We start from the raw sequence: 20,691 nt of genomic DNA on the forward strand, positions 1-20,691 counted from the left end.
TCGGCGATCATGTGCGGGGTCGTCGGCTGCTACGTCGTGCTGCGCGGCATGGCTTTCATCGGCGACGCCGTCGCGCACGCCGTGTTCCCCGGCCTCGCCATCGCGTTCCTGTTCTCCGGCAGCCTCGTCCTCGGCGGCACCCTCGCCGGAGTCGTCACCGCGCTGCTGGTCACCGTCTTCGCCCAGAACCGGCGACTCAAGGAGGACTCCGTCATCGGGATCTTCTTCGTGGCCGCCTTCGCCCTCGGCATCGTGATCATCTCCCGGGCACCGGGCTACGCCGGATCCCTGCAGCAGTTCCTGTTCGGCTCGATCACCGGCATCCCCGACCGCGACCTCTACGTCGTCGGCGGCACCACCATCGCCGTACTACTGACCGTGTTCCTGCTACACAAGGAGTTCGTCGCGGTCACCCTGGACCGGGAGATGGCCCGCGCGCTCGGCCTGCGCACCTTCTGGCTCGACCTGATGCTGTACGTGCTGGTCACCCTGGCCGTGGTGATGGCCGTCCAGACCATCGGCAACATCCTCGTGCTGGCCCTGCTCATCACCCCCGCCGCCACCGCCCGCCTGCTCACCGACCGGCTCGCCGTGATGATGGCCCTCGCCCCGGCGATCGGCGCCACCTGTGCCCTGATCGGCCTCTACCTGTCCTGGTCCTGGGACCTGCCGGTCGGCGGCACCATCGTGCTCACCCTCACCGGCGCCTTCCTGATCGCACACCTGGCCGCACCACGTCACGGACTGATCGCCCGGCTCGCCGCCTGACGTTCCATGACCTCTCCTGAGCGCCCGGCTTCCGGCCGGGCGTGCCGTCACCATGCCCGCCACCCGAGAAGGACGAGCACCGTGCTCCTACAGTCCCACCCACGACGAAGGGCCGCGGCCCTGGCGGTTCTCACCGTCGCGGCCGCCACAGTGCTGGCTCCGACATCGACAGCCACCGCTGCCGAGGGCCCGCCCCGCAACCCACGAGCACCGGATCATCGCCGGCGTCCACATCGACGCCGTCTCCACCTTCCTCGACGACGGGCGGCTGACGCTGGCGTCGAAGGCCGACGTCGCGGAAGGCAACGGGACCCGCTTCGCCGCCGAGGACGTTCGGTTCCACTTGGCCGACGACGCCAAGGCCACCGTGCCGGCCGGCTACGAGTTCATCGCCCCGGCCGGTAGCCAGGTGTGGATCGCCCCGAATCGAACCCGGGAGCGGGCCGGCTGTGGCCCGGGTTCTCCACCGAAGCCGTGCCGGCCGGCCCGATCGAGGGCAACCAGACGACCCTAACCCTCACCGGCTTCGAGGGGGCCCGGCAGTCTCGAGCTGTTCACCGCCACCGAATTCGGCGGCAGCAAACGCCTGTTGGTCCTCCGACGAGAACGGCTTCACCGCCTTCATCATCGGCCGCACCCACATGCACGCCAACTGGGCCTTAACCGCCCCCGGCAGCTACCACATCAGCGTGCGGGCCACGGTCACCGTCGCCGGTCAGCGGCAGAGCACCGACGCCACCTACACGTTCGTCGTCGGCGGACTCCCCGCCGCCACCGCCACCACGACAGCGGTGACCGCGGGCGCGACCAGCATCGTGACCGGCGACAACGTACGCCTCGACGCGACCTCACCCCGACAGACGCCACCGGCTACGTCGAGTTCCTCGACGGCGACACCGTCCTCGGCCATACGGAAATCTCCGCGGGCCGCACCTCCTTCAACGTCACGACCCTGCCACGGGGGAGCCGCTCGCTGACCGCGCGGTACGTGCCGCACGTGCTCAACGAGTTCGGGCGCTCGACGTCGGCACCGGTGACCGTCACGGTAACTGAGCAGGCCGGCGGTGACGTGTTCGCCATCACCGGTCTGGCCGACCGCTACCAGGCCGGCGAGACGATCGATCTGCGCTTCACCGGCGTCACGCTGGGCGACGGCCACCAGGCGTACTGGCTCGTCCGCCCCGCCGGAGAGACCACCGACTACTACTCGGTGGTCGGCGACCGGTACACCCGGGATGCCACCGTCTCCCTCGACGGCGCGCAGATCAAAGTGCAGATCCTGGCGGGCAACAAGGTCCTGCGGGAGACCGGCTACCGCACCTTGCAGGTGGACGGTCCCGGCATCGGAACAGGTGAGTCCATCACGCTCACCGGAATACATGACAGCTGCCACGTGAGAGACCCGGCCCGGGTTCCCGTCGAGCATCGCGCTCTAGACTAGCCGACGGTGAACGGGGCCGGTGGCTGATCCAGTCGGTGCTGGGTGGCACCGCGTGGGAGTAGGTCGGCGAGTGGGCGCTGCCCAAGGCCGATCCGAACAGCCCGAACACGTACCTGATCGACACCATGTGGCTCAACCAGAACGAGTGGGCGTACGAGATCGTCACCGCCGACGGCACGGTCGTGGGCCGCTCCCTCGCCGTAACCGCGAAAGTCACCTACCGGGAGCTGCTGCTCTCCGGCGTCCGCACCGTCTACCGGGCCGGTGACACGCTGACCGCCACCTCCGAGCTCTACCCCGCACGCGACGGCATCGCCTACGAGTGGGGCATCGCGGACGACCAATGGACCCCGATTCCCGATACCACCTCGTCCTCGATCGAGCTGCCGGTCACCCCGGATCTGGACGGCAAGACTCTGTACCTGACCGTCACCGACGCCGCGACCGGCTTCTACGTCGCCGGCGCCCAGCAGGAGCTGCGGGTCACCGACGCCGCTCCCGGCGAGCAACTGCTGTTCCTCGAGTCGCTGGCCAGCCATTACCACCAGGGGTACCCGATCCGGCTCAACGCCTTCGCCGACCCGGAGGCCAGCGACTCCGACACGTACCGGTGGCTGTGGAAACGCCCCGACCAGGCCGACTTCGTCGTCATGGACAAGGTCACCACGGCGAGCCACGAGGTCCGCGCCGAGCAGGCCCTGGACGGCAGACTGGTCAAGGCCGAACTGTACTCGGTCGCCGGTTCGCTGCTGGCCACCAGCGAGCCGGCGACCATTCACGTGGACGACCACGGTGCGGCACCACGGGAGAAGGTCACCGTCGACGGCCTCGCCGACCGCTACCGCGCCGGTGATGAGGTGAGACTGTCCGCCTCGGTGGTGCCGGAGTCGGTGCTGGCACGGTGGGAGTGGTACCTGAACGGGCAACTCGTGGCCGGCCAGAACGGCCCGGGGCTCTCGCTCACCGCTGCCGCGGAGCACGACGGCGCCACTGTCTTCGCCCGGCTCACCTTCGACGACGGCCGCAAGTTCGTCGAGTCGGCCCCAGTGACCCTGCACGTCGACGGCAGCGGCGGACCCGGCGACCTGACGCTGTCGGTGTCGGGCATGTCCGACGGCGAGTACCAGCCCGGCGACGCCGTCACGCTGCAGGCCGTCCAGTCGCCACAGGCCCGCTGACCGCCTACCAGTGGTTCGCCAAGCGCACCGGTGACTCCGGGTTCGCGCCCATCGAGGGCGAATCCGCAGTCTCCTACCGCTTCACCGCGACCCACGAACTCAACGGCACCGAGTACCTGGTCAAGCTCTACGACGGGGAGACCGTGAAGGCCGTCAGCGAACCGGTCACGGTCAAGGTTGCCAGCGCCCCGCAGGGCGGCAGCGCGTCGAAGTCGGTGACCGCGACGATCAACGACGTTGACGGAGCGTTCGTGATCAGCGTGGACCCCGCTGACCGCGACATCACCCTGCCGGCGGCCGTGCTGAACAGCGCGGGCGACCGGTGGGAGAGCACCGGCGCGCTGATGCCCGTCACCGTCACCGACACGCGCTCGGGCCGGCCCGGCACCTCGTCTCCTGATCACCCAGCAGCCGCAGGACCTTATCGATGCCCACCACGACACCTCCAGCCGACCGCCGGACCTACACCGGACAGATCAACCGTTACCGCGGTAAGACGTCCAGGTCAGCGGACAACTCGTCCCTCATGCACGCGGCAACTAACTCAAGAACGAACGCACCCGCAGGCCGGTTACGTGTTGCAGCGCTCTGATGGCTGAGTTCACCGTGAACGGACGTCGTCGGACAGGATCGTCATGCCGGGGAACAGCCGGCCTATTCGGCGTGCCGACGGTAGCGGCCGGGTGGGTGACCGTGGGCACGGGTGAAGGCGCGGTTGAAGGCGAATTCGGAGGTGTAACCGATGTCGTGGGCGATGGCGGCTACCGGCAGGGTGGTGCTGCGCAGTTTGTGAGCGGCGACGGTGAGGCGCCAGCGGCTGAGGTATGTCAGTGGGGGTTCGCCGACGTGCTGGGCGAACCGGCGGGCAAGGGTGGCCCTGGAGACGTTGACCGTCGCGGCCAGGCCGTCCAGGGTCCAGTCGTGGCCGGGCTGGTCGTGCAACGCGGCCAGGGCACGTGCGGTGACCGGGTCGCGCAGACCTCGCAGCCACGAGACACCGACAGTGTCATCGCCGGTGTCGAGCCACGCCCGGATGACGTGGATCAGCAGCAGGTCGAGCAAACGCACGGCGGCGGTGGCGGCGCCGGTGGCGGCGCCGCTGCGGGTTTCGTGGGTCAGCAGGTCCAGGATCGTGCGCAGCCATGGTCCGCTCTGCGGCGAGGCGGTGGCCGTGTGCAGCACCGGCGGGAGCAGGCTCAGCACCGGATGGGCGGCGTGGGCCTCGTAGCGGTAGCCCGCGCAGAGGATCCGGGTGCGCGCGCCCGGTCCGTCGAGGACCAGGTCACCGTCAGGGTGCATGAGGCTGCGCTTGAGATCGTCGTCGAAGCGGCGCGTCGGCAGGTTCGGGTCGGTGGCCAATTCGTGCCGGACTCCGGCGGGCAGGAGTACGAGGTCGCCCGGGGCCAGTTGGCGAGGCGGCATGCCGTCGGCGGTGAACCAGCAGGTGCCGGCCACCACGGCGTGGAAGGATGCTCCCTGCCGGGCCGGCAGCTCGATGGCCCAGGGGGCTCGCGCGTCGAAGGTCGCCATGAGGGCGGCGTCGACCCGTGCCAGCGCGAGCACGTCACCGAAAACATCCATCCGCACAGGATAGGTAGCGCAACCGAGCTGCGGAATCGACGATGAGACTGGCGGACAAGAAAGCGAGTGGTTCAAGCATTCGTATCATCATCACCGAGCGGCAGGCTTGTCGTCATGGAAATCAACGCGGGTACTGCCCTCGTCACCGGAGCCAACCGCGGTCTGGGCCGCGCTCTCGTCGACGCACTGCTGGAACGCGGCGCGGACCGCGTCTACGCGGCCGCCCGCGACCCACGGACGGTACGGGCCCACGACCGGATCACGGCCGTCGCCCTGGACGTCACCGACCGGGCATCCATCGACAAGCTCGCCGCCACCGCCTCCGACGTAGGTCTGCTGATCAACAATGCCGGGGCGGCGGCATTCGCGCCCGCCCTGGACGCTGACCCCGACGGCGTCTCCCGGGAGTTCGCGGTCAACTTCACCGGCTTGTACGACATGATCCGGGCGTTCACCCCGGCTCTGATCACGAACAAGGGCGCCCTGGTCAACGTACTCACTCTGCTGTCGTATGCCCCTGCTCCGCCGATGGCGGGATATTCGGCGTCCAAGGCCGCGGCGCACTCACTGACCCTGGCGCTGCGACCGGCGCTCGTCCGGGCGGGCGTCAGTGTGCACGGCGTCTACCCCGGCGGGATCGACACCGACATGCTCGCCGGCATCAACGCGCCCAAGGCGGCCGCCCACGAGGTCGCCGACGCGATCCTCGACGGTGTCACGGCCGGCCGGCCCGACATCTACCCGGATCCGGTGTCCGCGCAGATGAGCCAGCTGTGGCACGGCGACCCGCGCGCCTTCACCGAGGCGTTCGCCGCCATGGGCTCGTGATCCCCAGCCCCACACCGCGACCACCGTACGATGCACAAAGGAGCACGATGAAGATCGCCATGCTGGGACTCGGGGCCATGGGCTCGCGCATGACCCGCCGGCTACTGGCCACGGGTGAGCATCAGATCACCGTGTGGAACCGCACGGCCAAGACGGCGCAGCAGATGGTTGAGGCGGGCGCCACCGCAGCACCGACACCAGCCGCAGCCGCCGACCGGTGTGACCTGGTCATCAGCATGCTGCGGGACGACGGTGCAGGCCGTAGCGTCTGGCTGGACTCCGGTGTCGGCGCGCTGGCAGCGATGGCCCCGGGCGCGCTTGCCGTCGATTGCTCCACCGTGACGCCGGCCTTCTCCGGCGAACTCGCCGCCCGGTGCGCACAGCGCGGTGTGGACTACCTTGACGCGCCGGTGCTGGGCTCCCGTCCGCAAGCCGACGCCGGCGCCCTGATCTTCCTGGCCGGCGGCGAGGCGGTGGTCCTGCGCCGAGTCGAACCCGTGCTGCGCCAACTCGGCGGCGCCGTGCACCACATGGGACCGGCCGGAACCGGCGTACAGATGAAACTTCTGGCCAACTCGTTGTTCGCCGTCCAGGTCGCTGCTGTCGCCGAGCTGATCGGGGCGCTGCACGGCACCGGCCTGGATCCGGCCCGCGCCGTCGAGGTACTGGCTGCGACCCCGGTGGCAAGCCAGGCCGCCGCCACCGCCGCGACCGCCATGCTCGGCGACACCTTCCGGGCAGGCTTCCCGATCCAGCTGGTCACCAAAGACCTGGAGTACGCCACCGCCGATGCCGCCTCGCGCCACGCCACCGTTGCCCTAACCCGCACCGCTGCCGATACATACCGCCAAGCGATCAACCAGGGACACGGTGACGACCACATCACCGCGTTGATCAAGCTCTTCCGAGCCACCCAGGCCCACCAGAGTTGACTGATCGGTCAATCCGCACTTAGATTTGACTGCGCAGTCAACTAAGTGGGGTGGCCATGGCCCGGGACACACGGGATCGCATCATCGCCGTGGCACGTGACCTGGTGCACGGCGCGTCACTGGCGGAGGTCAGCACCGAGGACGTCTGCCGTGCCGCCGGTGTCCACAAGGGCAGCCTCTATCACTTCTTCCCATCCAAGGAGGCGCTGGGCGGAGCCGTTCTGGAGCACAACTGGGACATGATGCGGGCGGTGCTGGACGAGGCCTTCGCCGACGACGTGCCACCCTTGGACCGCATCGACCGGTTCGTGACCAGCTTCGTGCGGATGCTGACGCTGATGCGGGAGCGGTTCGGTGTCACACCGGGCTGCCCGCTCGGCACCCTTGTCTCGGAGGTCGCCGGCCATGGCGACGAGGCCAGGGCCCAGGCCGGCCGAGTTCTCAACGGCTGGATGGGCTACTTCGCCACCGCGATCAGCGAAGCGAAAGGCCGCGGCGACGTACCGGAAGACATCGACCCCAGCACCGCCGCGACACGGGTCCTGGCGCTGATGCAGGGCTTGGCGCTGCTGGCCAAGGCCCATGACGACCCGGATCTCGTTCTGCTCGCCCGATCCGACATCCGTCTGCTGCTGCGGGCCTCGCGCTGAGCATCGCTCGGCGGCGCGGCCCGCCTTCGCATACCCGCAGAGTTGACCGATCAGTCAAATCCTTCAGGAGGGCGCATGCCGACCACACCGCACACCCCCACCGCAGACGCCGGGGAGACCTACCGCTTCACCCGGTTCCGCACCTCGTTGCTGATCGACGACCTGACCTTCAGCCCCGACGCACCCGCGCCCGGCGACCACGTACCCGCCTTCGACCTGCCCGTCCTCGACGGCGGACGGTTCACGAGCACCGACCTCGGCCCGCGGCCCGTGCTGCTGGTCTTCGGGTCCCGCACCTGCCCGGTCACCGAGAGCGCCGGCCCGATCCTCAACACCCTGCACCGCGAGTTCGGCGATCGCGCGCGGTTCGTGCTGGTAAACACCCGCGAGGCCCACCCCGGCCAGCATTTCGACCAGCCCCGCACCGACGACGAGAAACGGCGGCACGCCGACGAGCTGCGCCGCCACCACGCGGTCCCGTTCGAGGTGGCAGTCGATGACCTCGACGGCGGCCTGCACCGGGCGATGAGCCCGAAACCCAACTCGGCCTACCTGATCGATTCCAGCGGTGTCATCCGGTTCCGTGCCCACTGGGCCAACGACGCACGAGGCCTGCACGCTGCCCTGACCGACATCGTCTCCGGGCGGGTCCCGCACCGCGACCGCAGCCGCGCGATGGCCGGCCCGCTGCTGCGAGCCGTCGGGCACCTGCCGGGCGTCGTCGGATTCGCCGGCGGACGAGTGGAACGCGAGATCTGGCTCGCTGCGGCACCCCTGGCCCTACTCAGCCGCGTCTCCCGGCTGTTGTTCCGGTGGCTGCCGAAAGACCTGCGTGGGTCAGCCGCGGCGACCTCGATCACCGCCGTCATGGTTCTGCTCGTCGCCGTTGCCATCGGAGTCGCACGATGACGGCCCGGCCCGCACGCGGCCGGGTCGGTGTGCACCCCATCCCGGTCGCCGGCCGGCACTCCATCAACGCCTATCTGCTGCTGGGCCGCCGGCCGATCCTCGTCGACGCCGGCATCCCCGGCACCGGCCGCAGGATCGTCGACGGTATCGCCGCCCACGGCATCGACCCCGCGGACCTGGCCCTGATCGTGCTCACCCACGCCCACATCGACCACTTCGGCGCCGCCGCCCAGATCAGCCGGCTGACCGGCGCCCCGATCGCCGCCCACCACGCCGGCCTCGACCCCTACCGGGCCGGCCGCGCCCGCCAGCCCTACCTGCCCACCGGACCATTCGGCGCGATCCTGCGCCGGATGCCCGCCCTGCACGTCACCGCCCAGCCGGTCGAACCCGACCTCGTCCTCGACGGACCACGACGACTCGACGATCTTGGCGTCGCCGCCCATATCGTGCCCACGCCCGGCCACACCGCTGGATCGGTCTCCGTTCTCACCGACGACGGTGACCTGGTGGCCGGAGACCTCATCGCCACCTCGTTCATGGGCACCATCACCGGCAGACCGGCCAACCCGCCCTTCCACGACGACCCGATCGCCAACCTGGCCAGCCTGCGGGCGATGCTCGACCTCAAACCCACCGCACTCCACGTCGGCCACGGCGGCCGGCTCGACCCCGCCCGGGTCGCTCGATGGGCCGACAAGGAGCAACGGCGGCTGAATCGGCGCGCCGCCCGCGGCCGGATCCGCCGGCGTGGCGACCAGCGCCAATCACCCTGAGGTGCCACCTGCGACGGTACGGCGGAGGCCGTCAGCGGGCCGGCAGCAGGAAGCCGAGCCGCGGGTCGGCCATGCCGGGCGCGATCTGGAGGATCTCGGCGTCGACGACCCGGTGGACGACGAACGGGTCCTCGGCCACCCGCTGCTCCAACTGTTGACGCGAGGTGTTGTGCGCCAGCACCGCCCCACCGAGTCCGGGCTGGATACCACCGACCAGGAGGAACACCTGGTCGGTGAGGCCCAGCTTGATCCACTGCTGGTGCGCGGGCATGTGCTCCGCGGCAGCGGCCCTGTTCTCAGCGAACCGGAGCAATACGATGAACATCGCCCAACCTCTCTCTGTCGGTCATTGCGGAAATCTGTCGGCGGGCCGGAGCTGGACGGCGAGCCAGTCCTCCAGGCGGTCGACCTCCCGATGTACGAAATCCTCGTCGCCGAAGGCGTTGGCCAGCGTGGCGACGCCCTGGCTGAACGCCAGCACATGCAGCGCCTTCTCGTCAGCGGTGCTCGCATGCCCCAGCGCGGTGAACTGCTCGGCGAGCCACCGCCGGAACAAGGTGAACACCGCGGTCGCCTCAGGCCGCGCCGGATGACGCAGTTTCGCGAGCTCGGCAGTAAGGGTGCCGACCGGGCAGCCGAAGTCACGGATGTCCGCACCGTTGGTCAGCACGATGCGGATGAACCGGCGGATCCGCTCCGCCGGATCGGCAGCCCCGGTCTCCCACTGCCGCAACATGCCGCGGGTGGACTCCACCCGGGACTCGATCACCGCGGCGAGAATCTCGTCCTTGGTCCGGAAGTGGTAGTAGAAGTTCCCCCGCGAGATCCCCACCGCATCAGCGATCGCCGTGAACGACGTGTGCGCGAAACCATGCTCATAGAACAGCCGGTCAGCCGCCGCGACGATCTGCTCGCGAGTCGATGTGCTCAAGACCATCGCTGGAATCCTCGCTTCCATCCCTAGGATGCTTGTCCTAAAGATCTTAGGACGATCGTCCTAATATCTGTCAACCTACCTGCAGGTAGCGACGCAGCGCGCTCACTGAGGCGCCGACCGGCCGCGCCAACGCCGAGGCGAGCATGGTGAGGGCCGGTGCGCCGTCAATTTGGCGCCATCGGCACCCCGGAGCAGGCTCGCAGGCTGGCCGGGTGGGCGGCACAGCAGCAGACGAATTCCCTTCCGCGACATCGGCTGGCGAGCGGTCCGTCGCTGCTATCGGTTGATGACAGAGGCCATACCTCTATCTCTAAACGGGCGACCGCTGGGCGGGCGCGTGGTCCAGGCCGGTCAACGACTCGCGGTACGTGTGGCTGCCGATCAGCTTCCCCAGTTCCACGTCGATGTCGCTGAGCTGGTATCCGACGGTCACCGTGGACGCGGCCGCCGGCACCGTCACCGGCAACCCGGCCTCCTTCTACCGGGTCACGAACCGCAACAGCGGCAAGGTGATGGACGTGGTCAGCGCGTCGACGGCCGACAGCGCCGAGGTCAAGTACACCTGGAACAGCGGCGGCAACCAGAGGTGGGAGTTCCGCGACGCGGGCAGCGGCTACTTCCAGATCATCGCCCAGCACAGCGGCAAGTGTCTGGACGTGGTCTCGGCGAACACCGCCGACGGCGCCGACATCCAGCAGTACACCTGCGGAACCGGCACCAACCAGCAGTGGTCTCGGACCGTCTCCTGAAGATCGCACTCCTCAGGATCAGCGGATGCCCTTACCTGAGGGCCTTCGCGCGGATCATGCGGTTGCCCTGCTGGAGTTCAAGGCGGCGGACCGGGTCTGCTCCGCCCGGTCCATCCCGGATCGAGGGGGACGACTACGTCGCCGAAATCACGCAACGGCATCCGGCCCTGCCCGCGCCCAGGCGAGTGGCCTCTGCCACTTCCACGTGATGGTTGACGACAGCGGGGCGCTGCTGGGGCGGTTCAACCTGGTGGACGTCGAGGACGACGGTCCTGAGCACGGATTCGGATGGCGGAACGGATAGCCGGGCGCGGACTGGCCACGCAGGGCGTGCGCGAAATCTTCGGGCCGGCCCGGGCAGAGTTCCCCGCTCCACCCGCCGTTCGCCCGGGCGGCTCTGCAGAACGTGGGCTCGCTCGCGGTGCTGCGGGGCACCGGGTGGTTCGTGCCTGGTCAAACCGTCTTCGAAGCCGCGTAGGCGTATCCCAGCACTCCTCTTCAGTTGGGGTAATACATGCGTCTGGGGGCGTGTCCGGGAGATGGGGTGGCAGTCTTCGGCCTGCGGCACCTGACCGTGCCGAGGATGGCCGCCGCCATCCGCCAAGTTGTGGACGATCAGGCGATGGTCACCGCCGCTCGCCGGCTCGGTGAGCGGGTTCGAGTCGAAAACGGGGTCGCGGCAGCAGTGGCCCTCGTGGAGGATCTCGCCGACGGACACCGGTGAATCCGATGCCTCGTACACGAGCCCTTGACGTACCGGGGCCCCCGCGCCGTCGTTCGGGCAGGGCGTCGATGTCGTGAAGACAGTGTGCAGACGGATGACGTCCAGGGCCGGGATCAGATCGTCAGGGACAGCGTGATGACGGCGATCGAGAGTCCCGCCCAGATCAGATGCAGTCGCCCCGGGCGGGCCGGCATCATCAGTGGTGGAGGATCCCGGGGTTCCGGATTGCGGAGCGCGAGCCTGCGTGCATGCCGTAGCGCTGCCACGAGTTGCCGTTCGTTGTGGGACGCGCCGCCGCGGACGGGCATGGTGAATTCCGCGTGGCCGTCGGTGACCTGCACGTGGCCGGTCTCGTCGAGGTCCAGTCCGCTGTCCGGTGTCCAGGACGTGCGGTGGCGCCGCCAGGGTGTGACCGCGCTGACTCCGCCGAGGCTCCAGCGCAGTCGGGGGCGCAGGTAGAGTCGCCAACCCCACTCGGTGCCGGCCATTGCTCCGATCACCGCGGCAGCGGCGACGAGCGACGGCGAAAACCCTTCAGCGAGTACGGCGAGTCCCGCAGCTCCGGCCGCCCCGGCGACGACGACACGACCCCAGGCCTGCGGTGATGTGAGCCGGTATTCGCGCGGCTCCGTCGGGTCTCGATCCTGCGGCAGGAGGTCGGCTCTCGCGACGCTCGGTTCTCCGTCGTCGTCGATGTCGGCCGGCAGCCCGCGGTTCCCGTCGTAGCGCACCGTCTCCACCCGGGACACCGGTTGGCACGGTACATGGAGGCGATCACCGATCTGGACCGCGCACCACTGGCCTGGCCGAACCGCGCCGTAGAGCAGGGCCGGCTCGGTGCGGACCTGTGCTCCGCCGCTGGTTTCGGCCGGTGCCTCGTCCTGGGGATCTCCACTGATGGGCATGACGAACTGTTCAGCTGTGCCGGCGGGGCCGGGCACCAGGACGATCAGATCCTCGCCACGTAGCGCCGCGCGTGCCGGGCGCACCGGCTGCGGGCCGGTCAGTAATCGCCGCAGGTCTCGGCGTCGAGCGGCGATACGGACGAGGTGGGCCACGGCGAGCCCGGCGGCGGTGACGGCGGGCAGCAAGAGCATCGTGATGTCGTAGGGTTCGCTACGCAGCTGCCGTAGTCCCGCGTTGTCGACGAGCACCTCGGTGCGGCTGCCGATCGGGTAGTCGTTTGCATCCAGCACCTCGGTATGCCATGAGGTGCCGTCAGGCAGTTCCAAACCGATGATCGCGCCGTCGTCGAGGTGTTCCCGCACCACCGCGGTCGTTGTTCGTGCGGTCGCCTCCTGCTCGGTGACCCGGTCCTGCTGCCATAGCGTCCACCCGGAGGCGGTGATCCCGCAGAGCAGCAGCAACGCGCCGGCTGCCAGGGGCCGGGTGAACGACGGCGGCCGCTGCGGTGCGGGTGGTTGTCGCCGCCGAGCCGGTGGTGCGTCGGCTGCACCGGGCCACCGCACCCGCGCCACTCCGACGACGACGGCCACGAGCATCAGCGGAAGAAAGCCCCGCCATCCCAGGTCCGCGTCGTCGAACCGGTCACTGACCGGCCACACCACCGTGCACGCCACTGCCGCGCCCGCGGCAGACCATCGGTGTACGAACGACATCGCCGCCGCGGCCGCCAGCAGGCCCACCGCGAACGCCGTCACCGGCTCCGGCACGCACGGCGCGGCCACCGTGCACGGGTCCTGCGGCATGGTGAACACCGTCAGCAGAAGGATCGCCACCGCGGTACCCGCGACCAGCAGATCCGCACGAGGCAGCGGACGCACCATGCGATCATGCACCATCGCCGGTACGACGAGCCATGCACCGGAGCGGGACGGATCCGGCCGGCAGACCCTGACCGATGCACCTGCGATCTGTTGTGCCACGGGCCGAGGCGCCAGCCTGCCGCCCCGTTCCGCCGTCGGGCGGCGCGTTCCACATGCCGATCAACAGTGGACGGGCCTCGCCTCGCCGGCACTGCTGACTATGTGGAATTCCCATCAGAACAATGACAATCTCGTGACGATGCAGAATCGAGCCCGGCCAGACGTCACCGAGAATAGGTGGCTGATTCCCCACCACCGTGTCACTATCGGATTATGGATGTGTTGTTGTGGATTATCGCGGCCGTGGCGCTCGCCGTCGCGGAGATCTTCACGACCACCCTTTTCCTGCTCATGTTCTCGGCGGGGGCACTGGCGGCGGCCGCCGTGGCCGGACTCGGCGCGTCCGTACCGGTCCAAGGCGGCGTATTCGTGGTCGTGTCGGCGCTGACTCTGGTGGCGCTGCGCCCAGTGCTGCTACGTCACCTGCACAGGAGCGGGCCCGTCGGGATGGGAACGGCAACCATGCAGGGCGCCACCGCTGTCGTGGTGGAGCAGGTCGACACCGAGCACGGGATGGTGCGCCTCGACGGCGAACTGTGGCAGGCGCGGTCTCTTGAAGGCTTCGGCACCTATCCTCCCGGCGACCGGGTCACCATTCTGGAAACGGCTGGCGGCACCGTGGTGGTCTGGCATGACGATCCACCCGGCATAACCGACCTCCTATCATGACTGCCGTCAATCCTCAATGCAGAGGTGGATCATCCGCGTGGACGCTTTCCTGGGCATCGTCATTGCCGTTTTTCTCCTTTTGACCGTCGTCACTCTACTGAAAACCGTCCGCATCGTTCCGCAGCAGCGCATGGACGTCATCGAACGGCTCGGCAAGTACCAGCGGACCCTGTCACCGGGACTCAACCTGCTGGTGCCGTTCATCGACGCCGTCCGCGCCAAGGTCGACATGCGCGAGCAGGTGGTGTCCTTCCCGCCACAGCCGGTGATCACGTCCGACAACCTGGTCGTCTCGATCGACACGGTGCTCTACTTCCGCGTGATCGATCCGATGCGGGCCACCTACGAGATCTCCCACTTCCTGCAGGCCATCGAGCAGCTCACCGTCACCACGCTGCGCAACGTGATCGGCTCGCTCGACCTGGAACGCGCCCTGACCAGCCGGGAGGAGATCAACAAGCACCTTTCCAGCGTGCTCGACGAGACCACCGGCCGGTGGGGCATCAAGGTCACCCGGGTCGAGATCAAGGCGATCGAGCCGCCGCCCAGCATCCGCGACTCGATGGAGAAGCAGATGCGCGCCGAGCGGGAGCGCCGTGCCACGATCCTGAACGCCGAGGGCCGCAAGCAGGCCGCGATCCTGACCGCCGAGGGCGAGAAGCAGGCCGCCGTGCTGCGTGCCGACGGTGACCGGCAGGCCCGGATCCTGCAGGCCGAGGGCCAGGCCAAGGCCGTCCGTACGGTCTTCGACGCGATCCACCAGGCCAACCCGTCGCAGAAGGTGCTCGCCTACCAGTATCTTCAGGCCCTGCCGCAGATCGCCGAAGGATCGGCCAACAAGGTCTGGATCGTCCCCACCGAACTCACCAAGGCCCTGGAAGGACTCGGCGGAGCATTGGGCGGGCTGGCCGGCATGGCCCACGACGTACCCGCGGCCGCGGTCGACTCGCAGGCCGTCGAACGCGAGGCCACCGAGGCGGCGCAGGCGGCCGCCGCCGAAGCCCAGAAGATCAACGCCGAGGTTCGTGCCGCCGAGGCCGAAGTGTCCGGGCCGGCCAGCGAGCAGCCGGGCGGGCTGCCGGCGCCGGAGTCTCCCCGGTCGTTGCGCGCCGCCGATCAGGATCAGCTCTGACAGGACCGATTCGTGACGAACGGCCCGCCGTTCCTTCTTCTCTCGGCGTTCACCGAGCGAGTTCTTGCGGCCGTCGCCGGGCACGGTGCGTGGTGCTGTTGTTGGCCGCTCGCCGATTTCCGGAGATCATCCTGCAGAACGGTGGCTGGCGCGCCTGGGCGGGATCGGCCGCCACCATGGTGAGGTTGCTGTTGTTCCTCGGGTGACGCGTCGCCTTGATCATCGGTGTCGTCGCAGGCACCCGCGGCCCCGCCAGCCCTGATCGCTCCGACGTTCACCAGCGCCGCCCGGACCGGCCCGGCGGCGCTGCAGAATCATGGTGGTCAACCGAGCTTCACGGTGAAGATCCAGCAGCTGCCGCTTCTTGAACGAGGCCAGGCCGGCCGGGGTGTCATCGACGCTGGTGTGGCGGTCACCCGCGCCTGAACGCCTTGTCAGCCGGAGTCGGCACGACTGGCTGCGATGATCTGTCTGTTCAGCACGAATCCTTAACGCATGGCTCTTCCCGTCGATCAGGCGATCATTAGCAGGACTTCTCCGGGAGAACGTCTGATGATTCGTCTAGTGAGCCGCATGCGGGTGGGCGCGCGCCTAGTTGTCTGCCTCGGCCTGGTGGTCACGTTCTTCCTCGCTGCTGGATTGGCCGGTTTCGTGGCGTTGCGCGCCCAGGACCGGGCGGTGGCGCACATGAAGGACATGCTCCTGTTCGCGCGGTCCGCGCAGGAGATCAAGTACTTCAACTCCGACGTGAGTGGCTGGCAGGTCGCGTACGCCTGGGAAGCCGCCTTAGGCGATCCACGCAAGGCGGTCAAACCCGACGCCGCGAGCCGGGCCGGTTACCTCGAGGTCGTCGGCCGGCTGCGAACACACCTGTCGAGCGTCGACACGAGCGTCTTGACCACGCAGGAAAAGATGACATTCCAGGCGATCCGTACCGACTGGGACGCCTTCCTGGCGATGGACGACACCATCGCGGCGATGTTCGCCGAGGGCACCTCGCAGTCAGTAAGCAAGGCGAACGCGACCATCGGCGGCGCGTCTTGGGAGATCTATTTCCGGATCCTGGAGAACACACAGACGCTGGTCGACAGCGCTCAGTCACGCAGCGACGCCGCAGCCGTGGACGCGGCGGCGGCCGCACGGACGGCGCAGATCCAACTCGGCCTCGGCATGTCCGTGGCGCTGTTGCTCGCCGTTCCGCTGGTGTATGTCACCCGCCGCAGCATCGTCGCCCCGCTCACCGCGGCGATGGCCACACTGAAAGCCGTCGCCAGCCGCGACCTCACCCAGCGGGTCGACACCACGACCATGGGCGGTGAGCTGAGCGACATGGGAACAGCGGTCAACGAGGCCGCCGACACCCTCGCCGCAGCGGTCACCCAGATCAAGGCCGACGCCGTACAACTGTCGCTGGCATCCCAGCAATTGCGTGCCGGCACCACCCGCATCGTCACCAGCTCCGACGAGGCCGCCACCGTGGTCAACAGCGCCGCTGTCGCGGCTGAGGAGGTCAGCACCAACAGTCAGACGGTCGCCGCCGCGACGGAGGAGATGGAAGCATCGATCCAGGAGATCAGCCACAGCGCCGCTCAGGCGGCAACCGTGTCGGGCGAGGCTCTGACCGCGGCGAGCGTCGCCGGGGAGCGCGTACGTCAGCTCACCGGTTCTTCTTCGGAGATCGGTGCGGTGGTCCAGGTGATCAACGCCATCGCGCAGCAGACCAACCTCCTGGCGCTCAACGCCACCATCGAAGCCGCGCGCGCCGGCGAACTCGGCAAAGGCTTCGCGGTGGTCGCGGGCGAGGTCAAGGACCTGGCTCAGGAGACCGCCAGGGCAACCGAGGACATCAGCGCCCGGGTACGGGCCATCCAGGAAGACAGCACCGGCGCCGCCGAGGTGATCGGCACATTCCAGAGCGTCATCGAGCGCATCAACAACTTCGTGACGACGATCGCCAGCGCAGTGGAGGAACAGAGTGCCACAACAGCCGAGATGAGCCGCAATGTAGCTCAGACCGCCAGCGGTTCGGCACAGATCGCCGGGCACGTCGCCACCGTCGCAGCCACGGTCCAGAACACCCACAGCGCCGTGACCACCACCACCGCCACCATCGACAAGCTCACTGGTATGGCCGACCACATGAATCACACCGCCGAGACCTTCAAAGTCTGAGGCGGCGTCTTGTTCTTGGTACGAGGGAGCTGTTCCCGTTGTCGTGGCAACAGGCGACCTGTGTCTGCGCCGACGGGCGGCCGGCGCCTACAGCGGTCGCCGTCTGTCATCCGTGGCCGAGCAGCGATTGATAATCGGCCGTCCGCAGCGGGCCGCTGGACAGGGTGAGGTTGCCGCGGGGCACCTGTAGCGGCCGGCCTTCACGCTGGAACGTCACCGCGGCGATGTCGGCGCGGCTGGTGAGAGTGCAGACGATCTGACCGTAGGCGAGGACCTCGTCGCTGCGGGCCGCGCTCTCGCCGGTTTCGCCGACCTCGACGGCGGCCACGGCGCCACCGGCCGGAACCGTCACGGTCAGCGCCGTTGCGGCGAGTGCGGTCGACAGGTCCTGTGCCTGTTCGGCTGGGGTGGGGCCGGCGACGAGCTGGTCGAGTTGTTGTTGCGGGTTGGGGATCGCATCGACGCGCCGCACGGACTGTACGAGTCGGTCGTCGCTGACGAGGCACATCACCTGCGCGACTTCGCCGACGGGTTCGACCGCCGTGGGCCCGGCCGTCACGTTGAGGGGCCGACGGGGTAGGTCGACCTGATGCGGCTCGTCCTGCACTGGTACACCGCAGCCGGTGAACAGCAGGACGGCCACGACGGTGAGCACCATCCGTACGATGATCATGTTGTTGTCCCGGGAAGGTCGATACGGAAACGGGCGCCGCCACCGGGACGGTCGATGACGGTGGCGGCGCCGCCGTGCGCGGCGGCATGCTCGGCGACGATCGCCAGCCCCAGCCCGGTGCCGTCGCCGGTGCCGCGGGCGTTGGCCGCCGGGCCGCGCACGAACCGGTCGAAGATGCTCGCCCTGTCCCGCTCTGCCACACCGGGCCCGGCATCGTCGACCTCCACGTAGGCGGGCCCGACGCGGACCGCGACCGGGCCGCCGCCGTAGCGGATCGCATTGTCGATCAAGTTGCCCAATGCCTGTTCGACGCGACGCCGGTCGATCGGCCAGGTGTGCGGAGGGTCGCCGGCCGTCTCGACCAGGTCGGCGGGCAGGTTCCGGGAGCGGCAGACCCGCCGGGCGAGTTCTGCCACGTCGCTCGGTTCCCGCTGGGCCGGCTGGTCACTGCGGGCCAGCTCCAGCAGGTCGTTCACCAGCGCCTGGAAGCGGCCCACCTCGGCGGTGAGCAGGCCGACGGCCGCCGCTGACCGGTCGTCGAGCTGGTGGCGGCGTCTGTCGATCACGCTGGCCGCGGCTTCCAGGGTCTGCAGTGGGGAGCGCAGTTCGTGGCTGACGTCGGCGGCGAAGCGCCGATCGCGTTGCAGGCGAAGCGCGAGCTGGTCGGCCATGTCGTTGAACGACGCCGAGAGCGGGGCGACGTCCGGTTCGGTGGCCGGGTCCAGGCGGGTGGTCAGGTCACCCGCTGCGATCCCCCGGGCCGCATCGGCGACCGCGGCCAGCGGGCGCAGCGCATGCCGGGTGACATACCAGCCGACAGCCGCGCCACCGGCTGCGACCATGATGGCGGCAGCGGCAAGGACGAGGGCCAGGGTCTGGAGGGTGCGTTCCAGCTCTGCCAGCGAGATGATCTCGTAGTAAGCGGTTGCCCCGGTCAACGGAATACCGACTATAAGTGCCGGGTGGCCGTCGTGGCGGATCCGCTGCGCTCCGGCGTCTCCGTCGGCGGTCATGTCCTGCAGTGCTTGCGGTACGGCGGTGCCGGCGGCCGGATCCGCGCTGCGCGAGTGCCATTGGCCGTCGAGCTGCAACAACACGTACCGGTCGGATCCGGTGTCCAGGGAACGCAGCACGTCCAGGATGTCCGGATCCTGGGTGCCGGCGATACCGGCGTTGACAACCGCGGCGTCGTAGTAGGTCGTCCGGACCGCGGTCCGTTCCCGCTCGGCGAACAGGGTGCGGCGGGTCGACTCGTACGACAGCAGGCTGATGGACGCCGACAGGATCAGCGCGCCCAGGGCGAAGGCGGCGCTCACCCGAGCGCGCAGGCCGATCGGTTTCACGGCTGCAGCTTGTAGCCCAGGCCGCGGACGGTCACCAGATGCCGCGGATTGCCGGTATCCGCCTCGATCTTGTGACGCAGCCGGCCCACGTGCACGTCCACCACCCGTTCGTCACCGAACTCGTGGCCCCACACCCGCTGCAGCAACTGCTGGCGGGAAAGCACCAGGCCCGGGTGGTCGGCCAGCTCGCACAGCAGCCGGAACTCGGTACGGGTCACGGCCACCGGCTCGCCACGCAGGCGCACCTCGCCGGCTTCCGGCCGTACCTGAAGATCACCGAAGGTCAGCACCGACGTCTCAGGCGCGGCCGGTGCGGCGGCAGCGGCGCGGGCGCGGCGACGGAGAGCTCGCAAGCGTGCAGCCAGCTCCTTGACCCGTACCGGTTTGATCACGTAGTCGTCGGCGCCGGCCTCCAGCGCGGCGACGATGTCGTGGGTGTCGTCGCGGGCGCTGACCACCACGATCGGGACGTCGTCGTCGCGGCGCAACTGCCGGACGCACTCGTAGCCGTCCATACCGGGCAGCATCAGATCGACCAGGACAGTGTCGGCCGGTTCACGCCGCTGCTCCGCGATGCCCTCTTCCGCGGTGGCGACGGCGTGCGTGGTGTACCCCTCGTCCTCCAGAGCCATCACCAAGGAGAGACGAATGCGGTCGTCGTCCTCGATCAGCAGTACCGAGTTCATATCCGCATGATGCCCCGAAGACAGAATGCGAGCCCACCAAGACGGGCTCCGGCACGGTTTGTCACGCAACTGTCATCGGTACGGTAGGTGTCCGCAGAGAGGGCCGGGCAATCTGGCCGTCGACGGAGTGCTCGTACATCACCGCACCATCGATACCGACCCGGTCACGGCGCGCGCCGGCATCTCCCACCGGGCGGCCGCGCTGGTCGTCGGCAGGCGCGGCTTGGGTGGCACCCCGCGACCATGCTCGGCTCGGTGAGCCGCGCCATGATCCAGCGTGCCGGATGCCCGGTGTTCCTGCTCTGACCACCATCGGCCCCCGCGCCTGCCGCACTCCTGAGTGCCGCCCGGGCATCTCGGACCGCGCTCAGGCATCATGTGGTCAGCCGAGCTTGACGTTGAAGATCGGGCTGGCGGCCAGGTTCTTGAAGGAGGCCAGGCCGGCCGTGGTGCTGTCGACGCTGATGTCGCGGTCGCCCTCGTCGTCGGTCTTGGTGTCGAAGTGGACGATCGCCTTGATCGCGGGCCGTTTCGACAGCTGTGGCAGCACGCTGTCGTACACGAACGATTTGTCGGTGTCACGGCCGATGCGGTGGTAGGCGCCCCACTCCGCGATCATGATCGGCTTGCTCTGGTGTTTGGTGGTCGCCCAGTCGT

At 68.9% G+C, this 20,691-nt stretch carries 20 protein-coding genes and 4 pseudogenes; 14 read left to right on the plus strand and 10 right to left on the minus strand.

Translation table 11 applies throughout. The annotated features are described in order from the left end of the window. Together AB0I88_RS37760 and AB0I88_RS37765 are read left to right on the plus strand one after the other, a co-directional pair. Positions 1–768: anchored repeat-type ABC transporter permease subunit (locus AB0I88_RS37760; protein ID WP_361036425.1), on the plus strand; the 768-nt coding region annotated here is incomplete at its 5' end. Between the two features lie 641 nt (positions 769–1,409). Then, a pseudogene (locus AB0I88_RS37765) lies at positions 1,410–1,466 on the plus strand (hypothetical protein); the annotation flags it as partial. A gap of 41 nt (positions 1,467–1,507) precedes the next feature. Here the strand turns inward: AB0I88_RS37765 and AB0I88_RS37770 are convergent. Next, complete coding sequence (locus AB0I88_RS37770) at positions 1,508–1,678, minus strand: hypothetical protein (protein ID WP_361036482.1); 171 nt, start codon at positions 1,676–1,678, stop codon at positions 1,508–1,510. A 3-nt stretch (positions 1,679–1,681) separates the two neighbouring features. Between AB0I88_RS37770 and AB0I88_RS37775 the strand changes: the two are divergent. Together AB0I88_RS37775 and AB0I88_RS37780 are read left to right on the plus strand one after the other, a co-directional pair. Continuing rightward, a pseudogene (locus AB0I88_RS37775) lies at positions 1,682–2,209 on the plus strand (hypothetical protein); the annotation flags it as partial. A 125-nt stretch (positions 2,210–2,334) separates the two neighbouring features. Beyond that, positions 2,335–3,387, plus strand: coding sequence for a hypothetical protein (locus AB0I88_RS37780; RefSeq protein WP_361036428.1), 1,053 nt, complete (start codon positions 2,335–2,337; stop codon positions 3,385–3,387). 127 nt (positions 3,388–3,514) lie between these two features. On the opposite strand, the gene AB0I88_RS37785 is transcribed toward AB0I88_RS37780, so the two are convergent. Then, positions 3,515–3,775: a hypothetical protein gene (locus tag AB0I88_RS37785; RefSeq protein ID WP_361036430.1), complete on the minus strand. Its 261-nt coding sequence runs from the start codon at positions 3,773–3,775 to the stop codon at positions 3,515–3,517. 266 nt (positions 3,776–4,041) lie between these two features. Then, on the minus strand, positions 4,042–4,974 hold the full coding sequence (locus AB0I88_RS37790) for an AraC family transcriptional regulator (RefSeq protein WP_361036433.1): 933 nt from the start codon (positions 4,972–4,974) through the stop codon (positions 4,042–4,044). A 108-nt stretch (positions 4,975–5,082) separates the two neighbouring features. Between AB0I88_RS37790 and AB0I88_RS37795 the strand changes: the two genes are divergently transcribed. The 5 genes and pseudogenes from AB0I88_RS37795 (at position 5,083) to AB0I88_RS37815 (ending at position 9,063) form a co-directional block, all read left to right on the plus strand. Further along, positions 5,083–5,796 (plus strand): SDR family NAD(P)-dependent oxidoreductase, encoded by a 714-nt coding sequence (locus AB0I88_RS37795; protein ID WP_361036436.1) that lies wholly within the window; start codon positions 5,083–5,085, stop codon positions 5,794–5,796. A 47-nt stretch (positions 5,797–5,843) separates the two neighbouring features. Continuing rightward, positions 5,844–6,704, plus strand: a pseudogene (locus AB0I88_RS37800) (NAD(P)-dependent oxidoreductase); the annotation flags it as partial. A gap of 113 nt (positions 6,705–6,817) precedes the next feature. Beyond that, the gene (locus tag AB0I88_RS37805; protein WP_361036439.1) at positions 6,818–7,378 is read left to right on the plus strand and encodes a TetR/AcrR family transcriptional regulator; all 561 of its coding nucleotides are present in this window, start codon (positions 6,818–6,820) and stop codon (positions 7,376–7,378) included. A 75-nt stretch (positions 7,379–7,453) separates the two neighbouring features. Next, positions 7,454–8,287 carry a redoxin domain-containing protein gene (locus AB0I88_RS37810; RefSeq protein ID WP_361036442.1) on the plus strand — a complete coding sequence of 278 codons (834 nt, stop codon included), beginning with the start codon at positions 7,454–7,456 and terminating at the stop codon, positions 8,285–8,287. After that, the gene (locus AB0I88_RS37815; RefSeq protein ID WP_361036445.1) at positions 8,284–9,063 is read left to right on the plus strand and encodes an MBL fold metallo-hydrolase; all 780 of its coding nucleotides are present in this window, start codon (positions 8,284–8,286) and stop codon (positions 9,061–9,063) included. The genes AB0I88_RS37810 and AB0I88_RS37815 overlap by 4 nt, the downstream gene beginning before the upstream one ends. A 31-nt stretch (positions 9,064–9,094) precedes the next feature. Here the strand turns inward: AB0I88_RS37815 and AB0I88_RS37820 are convergent, their stop codons facing one another. Together AB0I88_RS37820 and AB0I88_RS37825 are read right to left on the minus strand one after the other, a co-directional pair. Then, a complete protein-coding gene (locus tag AB0I88_RS37820) occupies positions 9,095–9,388 on the minus strand; it encodes a hypothetical protein (protein WP_361036448.1) in 294 nt (97 codons plus the stop codon). Between the two features lie 21 nt (positions 9,389–9,409). Beyond that, a complete protein-coding gene (locus AB0I88_RS37825) occupies positions 9,410–10,000 on the minus strand; it encodes a TetR/AcrR family transcriptional regulator (protein ID WP_361036452.1) in 591 nt (196 codons plus the stop codon). 368 nt (positions 10,001–10,368) lie between these two features. Here AB0I88_RS37825 and AB0I88_RS37830 point away from each other — a divergent pair, with 368 nt between their 5' ends. Then, the gene (locus AB0I88_RS37830) at positions 10,369–10,749 is read left to right on the plus strand and encodes an RICIN domain-containing protein (RefSeq protein WP_361036455.1); all 381 of its coding nucleotides are present in this window, start codon (positions 10,369–10,371) and stop codon (positions 10,747–10,749) included. A 583-nt stretch (positions 10,750–11,332) separates the two neighbouring features. Beyond that, complete coding sequence (locus AB0I88_RS37835) at positions 11,333–11,473, plus strand: hypothetical protein (RefSeq protein ID WP_361036458.1); 141 nt, start codon at positions 11,333–11,335, stop codon at positions 11,471–11,473. Positions 11,474–11,586: 113 nt separating this feature from the next. Here the strand turns inward: AB0I88_RS37835 and AB0I88_RS37840 are convergent, their stop codons facing one another. Continuing rightward, positions 11,587–12,969 (minus strand): hypothetical protein, encoded by a 1,383-nt coding sequence (locus AB0I88_RS37840; RefSeq protein WP_361036461.1) that lies wholly within the window; start codon positions 12,967–12,969, stop codon positions 11,587–11,589. 603 nt (positions 12,970–13,572) lie between these two features. Here AB0I88_RS37840 and AB0I88_RS37845 point away from each other — a divergent pair. The 3 genes from AB0I88_RS37845 (at position 13,573) to AB0I88_RS37855 (ending at position 17,332) form a co-directional block, all read left to right on the plus strand. Further along, positions 13,573–14,028, plus strand: a complete 456-nt coding sequence (locus AB0I88_RS37845) for an NfeD family protein (RefSeq protein ID WP_361036464.1) — start codon at positions 13,573–13,575, stop codon at positions 14,026–14,028. Positions 14,029–14,065: 37 nt separating this feature from the next. Next, positions 14,066–15,160: an SPFH domain-containing protein gene (locus AB0I88_RS37850; RefSeq protein ID WP_361036467.1), complete on the plus strand. Its 1,095-nt coding sequence runs from the start codon at positions 14,066–14,068 to the stop codon at positions 15,158–15,160. Between the two features lie 495 nt (positions 15,161–15,655). Then, the gene (locus tag AB0I88_RS37855) at positions 15,656–17,332 is read left to right on the plus strand and encodes a methyl-accepting chemotaxis protein (protein WP_361036470.1); all 1,677 of its coding nucleotides are present in this window, start codon (positions 15,656–15,658) and stop codon (positions 17,330–17,332) included. A gap of 106 nt (positions 17,333–17,438) precedes the next feature. On the opposite strand, the gene AB0I88_RS37860 is transcribed toward AB0I88_RS37855, so the two are convergent. From AB0I88_RS37860 to AB0I88_RS37875, 4 genes and pseudogenes are all read right to left on the minus strand, one after another. Then, complete coding sequence (locus AB0I88_RS37860; protein ID WP_361036473.1) at positions 17,439–18,005, minus strand: GerMN domain-containing protein; 567 nt, start codon at positions 18,003–18,005, stop codon at positions 17,439–17,441. Next, a complete protein-coding gene (locus AB0I88_RS37865) occupies positions 18,002–19,348 on the minus strand; it encodes a HAMP domain-containing sensor histidine kinase (protein ID WP_361036476.1) in 1,347 nt (448 codons plus the stop codon). The genes AB0I88_RS37860 and AB0I88_RS37865 overlap by 4 nt, the downstream gene beginning before the upstream one ends. Continuing rightward, the gene (locus AB0I88_RS37870) at positions 19,345–20,034 is read right to left on the minus strand and encodes a response regulator transcription factor (RefSeq protein ID WP_361036479.1); all 690 of its coding nucleotides are present in this window, start codon (positions 20,032–20,034) and stop codon (positions 19,345–19,347) included. The genes AB0I88_RS37865 and AB0I88_RS37870 overlap by 4 nt, the downstream gene beginning before the upstream one ends. A 382-nt stretch (positions 20,035–20,416) precedes the next feature. Beyond that, positions 20,417–20,691: pseudogene (locus AB0I88_RS37875) on the minus strand (hypothetical protein); the annotation flags it as partial.

Source organism: Actinoplanes sp. NPDC049802 (assembly GCF_040656595.1).
Taxonomy (GTDB): Bacteria; Actinomycetota; Actinomycetes; order Mycobacteriales; family Micromonosporaceae; genus Actinoplanes.

Coding starts and splice junctions, on each gene's coding strand:
- AB0I88_RS37870 (WP_361036479.1), bottom strand. CDS start 20,034: ATGAACTCGGTACTGCTGATCGAGGACGACGACCGCATTCGTCTCTCC.
- AB0I88_RS37780 (WP_361036428.1), top strand. CDS start 2,335: ATGTGGCTCAACCAGAACGAGTGGGCGTACGAGATCGTCACCGCCGAC.
- AB0I88_RS37810 (WP_361036442.1), top strand. CDS start 7,454: ATGCCGACCACACCGCACACCCCCACCGCAGACGCCGGGGAGACCTAC.
- AB0I88_RS37820 (WP_361036448.1), bottom strand. CDS start 9,388: ATGTTCATCGTATTGCTCCGGTTCGCTGAGAACAGGGCCGCTGCCGCG.
- AB0I88_RS37825 (WP_361036452.1), bottom strand. CDS start 10,000: ATGGTCTTGAGCACATCGACTCGCGAGCAGATCGTCGCGGCGGCTGAC.
- AB0I88_RS37815 (WP_361036445.1), top strand. CDS start 8,284: ATGACGGCCCGGCCCGCACGCGGCCGGGTCGGTGTGCACCCCATCCCG.
- AB0I88_RS37770 (WP_361036482.1), bottom strand. CDS start 1,678: ATGGCCGAGGACGGTGTCGCCGTCGAGGAACTCGACGTAGCCGGTGGC.
- AB0I88_RS37860 (WP_361036473.1), bottom strand. CDS start 18,005: ATGATCATCGTACGGATGGTGCTCACCGTCGTGGCCGTCCTGCTGTTC.
- AB0I88_RS37845 (WP_361036464.1), top strand. CDS start 13,573: ATGGATGTGTTGTTGTGGATTATCGCGGCCGTGGCGCTCGCCGTCGCG.
- AB0I88_RS37835 (WP_361036458.1), top strand. CDS start 11,333: ATGGCCGCCGCCATCCGCCAAGTTGTGGACGATCAGGCGATGGTCACC.
- AB0I88_RS37855 (WP_361036470.1), top strand. CDS start 15,656: ATGGCTCTTCCCGTCGATCAGGCGATCATTAGCAGGACTTCTCCGGGA.
- AB0I88_RS37795 (WP_361036436.1), top strand. CDS start 5,083: ATGGAAATCAACGCGGGTACTGCCCTCGTCACCGGAGCCAACCGCGGT.